We start from the raw sequence: 4985 nt of genomic DNA on the forward strand, positions 1-4985 counted from the left end.
GCTCGCTCACGCCGCCTCCCCTCCTTCCCGGGGCCGGAAGTCCGGCAGCAGGCGCTCCAGCTTGCGCAGGGCGCGGTTCAGCCGGGACTTCACCGTGCCCCGGGGCCAGCCGAGAGCCTGGGCGGTCTCCCTCTCGTCCATCTCCAGCAGATAGCGGTAGGTGACGACCAGCCGGTGCTCCTCGCTCAGCTTCCGCAGAGCGGCCGCCAGGGCGGCGCGGCGCTCGGTCTCCAGCGTCGCCACCGCCGGATCGGCCGACTCCGGTATCACCGGCTCCGCCTCCGCGAAAGCCGCCTCACGGTCGGCGAGGGTGGTCCGGCGCACCGCCGCGCGCACGGTGTTCCTCGTCTCGTTGGCCACGATCGACAGCAGCCACGGCCGGAACGCCGTGCCGTCCCGGAACCGGCCCAGCGCGCGGTACGCCTTCACGAAGGCCTGCTGCACCACGTCCTCCGCGTCCGGTCCCGCACCGAGTGCGGCGGCGGCCCTGAGCGCGATGCCCGTATGGGCCCGCACCAGCTCCGCGTACGCCTCCGGCTCCCCGGCGCGTACGCGTGCGATCACCGCGGCCTCATCGACGATGCGGCCCCCCTCCCGCGTCCTCACGTATGTGTTACACCGCCGGGCACGAATCGGTTCCCATCTGTTCCAGGTCCGTTCCGGACCGCTCCCCGGGACCTGAGAGAATGATGGGCATGGCGACTGACCGACCCCGCGTGCTCTCCGGAATCCAGCCCACCGCAGGCTCGTTCCACCTCGGCAACTACCTTGGCGCCGTCCGCCAGTGGGTGTCCCTGCAGGAGACCCACGACGCGTTCTACATGGTCGTCGACCTGCACGCGATCACGCTTCCGCAGGACCCGAAGGAGCTGCGCGCCAACACCCGGCTCGCCACCGCCCAGCTGCTGGCCGCCGGGCTCGACCCGGACCGCTGCACGCTCTTCGTCCAGAGCCATGTGCCCGAGCACGCCCAGCTCGCCTGGATCATGAACTGCCTCACCGGCTTCGGCGAGGCCTCCCGGATGACCCAGTTCAAGGACAAGTCCGCCCGGCAGGGCGCCGACCGCGCCTCCGTCGGACTGTTCACGTACCCGATCCTCCAGGTCGCGGACATCCTGCTCTACCAGGCCAACGAGGTGCCGGTGGGCGAGGACCAGCGCCAGCACATCGAGCTCACCCGTGACCTCGCCGACCGTTTCAACGGCCGGTTCGGCACGACGTTCACCATGCCGAAGCCGTACATCCTCAAGGAGACGGCGAAGATCTACGACCTCCAGGACCCGTCGATCAAGATGAGCAAGTCGGCTTCCACGCCGAAGGGCCTGATCAACCTCCTGGACGAGCCGAAGAGCACCGCCAAGAAGGTGAAGAGCGCGGTCACCGACACCGACACGGTGATCCGCTACGACGTCGTCGAGAAGCCCGGTGTGAGCAATCTCCTCACGATCTACTCCACCCTCACCGGGGAGGACATCGCCCAGTTGGAGGAGAAGTACTCCGGCAAGGGCTACGGCGCGCTCAAGACGGACCTCGCCGAGATCATGGTCGAGTTCGTGACCCCGTTCAAGGAGCGCACCCAGCAGTACCTGGACGACCCGGAGACGCTCGACTCGATCCTGGCCAAGGGCGCGGAGAAGGCGCGTGCCGTCGCCGCGGAGACCCTCGCCCGGGCGTACGACCGGGTCGGCTTCCTGCCGGCCAAGCACTGACCCGCCGCACCGACCCGCCCGCGCCCGCCTCCCGGGCGCCGGACCGCCACGGACCGCACCGGCGCTGAACCGGCCCACGGCAGCGGTCCGTACCACCACAGAGCGCTGCACATCACTCCCGTTGCGCCTGCCCGGCCCCGGGTCGTGGTCGTACAGTCGATATCCGGGTGACCGTCCTCGCGGTCACCCGGCGCCCGCCACGGCTTCACCGCCGCAGCCCGACCACATGCTTCACCACACGTTTCACCACCACCGACGACAGGAGACGACGTGGGGACCGTAACGATCGGTGTGTCGATCGCGGTCCCGGAGCCTCACGGCAGCCGGCTTCAGCAGCTGCGTGCGGGCTTCGGCGACGCCGCGGCGCACGGCATCCCCACCCACGTCACCCTGCTGCCGCCGACGGAGATCGACGGCACCTGCCTGGCGGCCGTCGAGGCGCACCTGAGCGAGGTCGCCGCCGCAGCCCGCCCGTTCCCCATGCGGCTGTCCGGCACCGGCACGTTCCGGCCGCTGACCCCGGTGGTGTACGTGCAGGTCGTCGGGGGCGGCGCGGCGTGCGCCTGGCTGCAGAAGCGGATCCGCGACGCCTCCGGCCCGATCCCGCGTGAGCTGCAGTTCCCGTACCACCCGCACGTCACGGTGGCGCACGGCATCGACGAGGCCGCCATGGACCGCGCCTACGAGGAGCTCGCCGACTACGTGGCCGAGTGGCCCTGCACCGGCTTCGCGCTCTACGAGCAGGGCGCCGACGCCGTCTGGCGCAAGCTGCGCGAGTTCCCCTTCGGCTCCACCGTGGTGCCCCCGCAGTCCGGGCGCGTGGACCGGGGCTCCGTCTCCGCCCACTGAGCGCCCCCGCCGCCTCTCACACCGGCAGCCTGCGGAACACCCCGCGCGGCAGATGCCGCAGCGCCGACATCACCATCCGCAGCGCTCCCGGTACCCACACGGTCTCCGCGCGGCGGCGCAGTCCCAGCTCCACGGCCGCCGCGACCGCCTCCGGGGTGGTGGCCAGCGGCGCCTCGGGCAGCCCGGCCGTCATCCGGGTACGGACGAACCCGGGGCGTACGACCATGACGTGCACGCCCGTGCCGTGCAGGGCGTCGCCGAGGCCCTGGGCGAAGGCGTCCAGGCCGGCCTTGCTGGAGCCGTAGATGAAGTTCGCGCGGCGGGCCCGCTCGCCCGCGACGGACGACAGCACCACCAGCGAGCCGTGGCCCTGCGTCTGGAGCGCGCCCGCGCACACCAGGCCCGCCGAGACCGCGCCGGTGTAGTTGGTCTGCGCGACCCGTACCGCTGCGTTCGGGTCCCGCTCGTCGTGCGCCTGGTCGCCCAGGGTGCCGAAGGCGAGCAGCACCATGTCGATGTCGCCCTCCGCGAACACCTTGCCGAGGGCGTCCTCGTGGGCGGCCGGGTCGAGCGCGTCGAAGGCGACGGTGCGTACGTCGGCGCCGAGGCCGCGCAGCTGCCCGGCGGCCTCGTCGAGGCCGGGGGAGGGGCGGCCGGCCAGCCACACCGTGCGGGTGCGGCGGGCGATCAGCCGCCGCGCGGTGGCCAGCGCGATCTCGGACGTACCGCCGAGGACGAGCAGGGACTGGGGGAGGCCGAAGGCGTCCTTCACGACAGCTCCTAAGGAGGGGCGGGGGCGGCGGTTTCAGAGGTGGAGCCGGCGGGAGAGGTCGGAGGTGAACACCGCGCGCGGGTCCAGTTCGGCGCGCAGCGCGCGGAAGTCGGCCAGGCGGGGGTACATGGCCGCGAGCAGTTCCGGGCGCAGCCGGGAGTCCTTGGCGAGGTAGACGCGTCCGCCGGCGCCGGCCACCTCCTCGTCGAGTTCGTCGAGGAAGCCGGCGAGGCCGGGCAGCGCCGCCGGGATGTCCAGGGCCAGGGTCCAGCCCGGCACGGGGAAGGACAGCCAGCCGGGGTCGGCTTCGCCGAAGCGTTTGAGGACGGCGAGGAAGGACGGGCAGCGCCGTTCGGAGATCCGGCGCACGATCCGGCGCAGGGCGTCCTCCCGGCCGTGCCCGACGACGAACTGGTACTGCACGAAGCCGCCCGGACCGTAGACCCGGTTCCAGTGCGGTACGCCGTCCAGGGGGTGGAAGAAGGCGGGGATGCGCTGGAGCTGCCCGGTGCGCGCGCGGGGCGCCCTGCGGTACCAGAGTTCGTTGAACAGCCCCACGGTGGTGCGGCTGAGCAGGCCCTCGGGGAGGAAGGAGGGGGCGGCCGGGAGACGGGAGGTGCGGAAGGACAGGGGGTCCCTGCGCGCGCGTGTGCCGGGCGGCAGCGCGTCCAGGGGCGCGTGGTCGCCGCGGGTGAGCACCGCGCGGCCGGTGGCCCGGCCCCGGGCCAGCAGGTCGATCCAGGCGACCGAGTAGCGGTAGCGGTGGTCGGTGTCGGCGAGACGGGCCATCAGGTCGTCGAGGTCGTTCGCGCGTTCGGTGTCGACCGACATCAGCGACGTCTGCACCGGCTGGAGCCGGACCGTCGCGGTGAGGATCACCCCGGTCAGGCCCATGCCGCCCGCGGTCGCCTCGAACAGCGGCGTGCCCGGGACGACCGTACGGACGTCGCCGTCGGCGGTGAGCAGTTCCAGGGACAGCACATGGCGGGAGAAGGACCCGGAGACATGGTGGTTCTTGCCGTGGATGTCGGCGCCGATCGCGCCGCCGACGGTCACGTAGCGGGTGCCGGGCGTCACCGGCACGAACCAGCCGAGCGGCAGCAGCACCTGCATCAGCCGGTGCAGGGAGACGCCCGCGTCGCACAGCACGGTGCCGCCGTCCGCGTCGATCGCGTGGACGCGGTCCAGGCCCGTCATGTCGAGGACCGCGCCGCCCGCGTTCTGCGCCGCGTCCCCGTACGCCCGCCCCAGGCCCCGCGCGATGCCCCCGCGGGCCCCGCAGTCCCGGACGGCCAGGGCCGCCTCCCCGTACGTCCGCGGACGGATCAGCCGGGCGGCGGTGGGAGCGGTGCGGCCCCATCCTGTGACGGGAACGGTGTCGGCGGCCATGACGGTGACCGTATCGCCCCTGTGTGACTCATTGGTTTTGAAACGTCATCCCCGTCCCCGAAACGGGTGATTAATGGGATGTCGCTCGATAGGCGCTGAAATATGGCCCGCCGAGGGTGAACAGTAGGTCCACATGGACGACCATCACGACCTTCCGCATCCCGGCGGTCCGCACGGCCTGGACCACCGGATCGTCGTCGCGCTCAGGGCGTGCGGCACGGACCCGCGCGTGGCCGGTGCCGCACGTGCCCTGTCCCGGGCCGGGG

Annotated in this window: 5 protein-coding genes and 1 pseudogene; 3 read left to right on the forward strand and 3 right to left on the reverse strand. The window is 72.4% G+C overall.

What is annotated here, in order from left to right; translation table 11 throughout:
- Positions 1–6: 6 nt before the first annotated feature.
- A complete protein-coding gene (locus tag B9S61_RS09280) occupies positions 7–564 on the reverse strand; it encodes an RNA polymerase sigma factor (RefSeq protein WP_103541836.1) in 558 nt (185 codons plus the stop codon).
- Positions 565–695: 131 nt separating this feature from the next.
- On the opposite strand from B9S61_RS09280, the gene trpS reads away from it, so the two are divergent.
- Both trpS and B9S61_RS09290 read left to right on the forward strand, forming a co-directional pair.
- Entirely contained in the window at positions 696–1709 is a 1014-nt protein-coding gene (gene trpS / locus B9S61_RS09285) for a tryptophan--tRNA ligase (protein WP_103541832.1), read from the forward strand.
- A 270-nt stretch (positions 1710–1979) separates the two neighbouring features.
- Positions 1980–2558, forward strand: a complete 579-nt coding sequence (locus B9S61_RS09290) for a 2'-5' RNA ligase family protein (RefSeq protein ID WP_103541833.1) — start codon at positions 1980–1982, stop codon at positions 2556–2558.
- Between the two features lie 16 nt (positions 2559–2574).
- Here the strand turns inward: B9S61_RS09290 and B9S61_RS09295 are convergent, their stop codons facing one another.
- Positions 2575–3330 (reverse strand): decaprenylphospho-beta-D-erythro-pentofuranosid-2-ulose 2-reductase, encoded by a 756-nt coding sequence (locus B9S61_RS09295; RefSeq protein WP_103541834.1) that lies wholly within the window; start codon positions 3328–3330, stop codon positions 2575–2577.
- Positions 3331–3363: 33 nt separating this feature from the next.
- Entirely contained in the window at positions 3364–4719 is a 1356-nt protein-coding gene (locus B9S61_RS09300) for an FAD-binding oxidoreductase (RefSeq protein WP_103541835.1), read from the reverse strand.
- Between the two features lie 133 nt (positions 4720–4852).
- Here B9S61_RS09300 and B9S61_RS42190 point away from each other — a divergent pair.
- Positions 4853–4985 (forward strand): annotated as a pseudogene (locus B9S61_RS42190) (phosphatase PAP2 family protein); the annotation flags it as partial.

Origin of the sequence: Streptomyces sp. SM1 (genome assembly GCF_002910825.1) — a bacterium.
In the GTDB taxonomy this organism is placed as follows: Bacteria; Actinomycetota; Actinomycetes; order Streptomycetales; family Streptomycetaceae; genus Streptomyces; species Streptomyces okerensis.

Excerpts from the sequence above, each read along its gene's own strand:
- trpS (WP_103541832.1), top strand. The coding sequence starts at position 696 with ATGGCGACTGACCGACCCCGCGTGCTCTCCGGAATCCAGCCCACCGCA.
- B9S61_RS09300 (WP_103541835.1), bottom strand. The coding sequence starts at position 4,719 with ATGGCCGCCGACACCGTTCCCGTCACAGGATGGGGCCGCACCGCTCCC.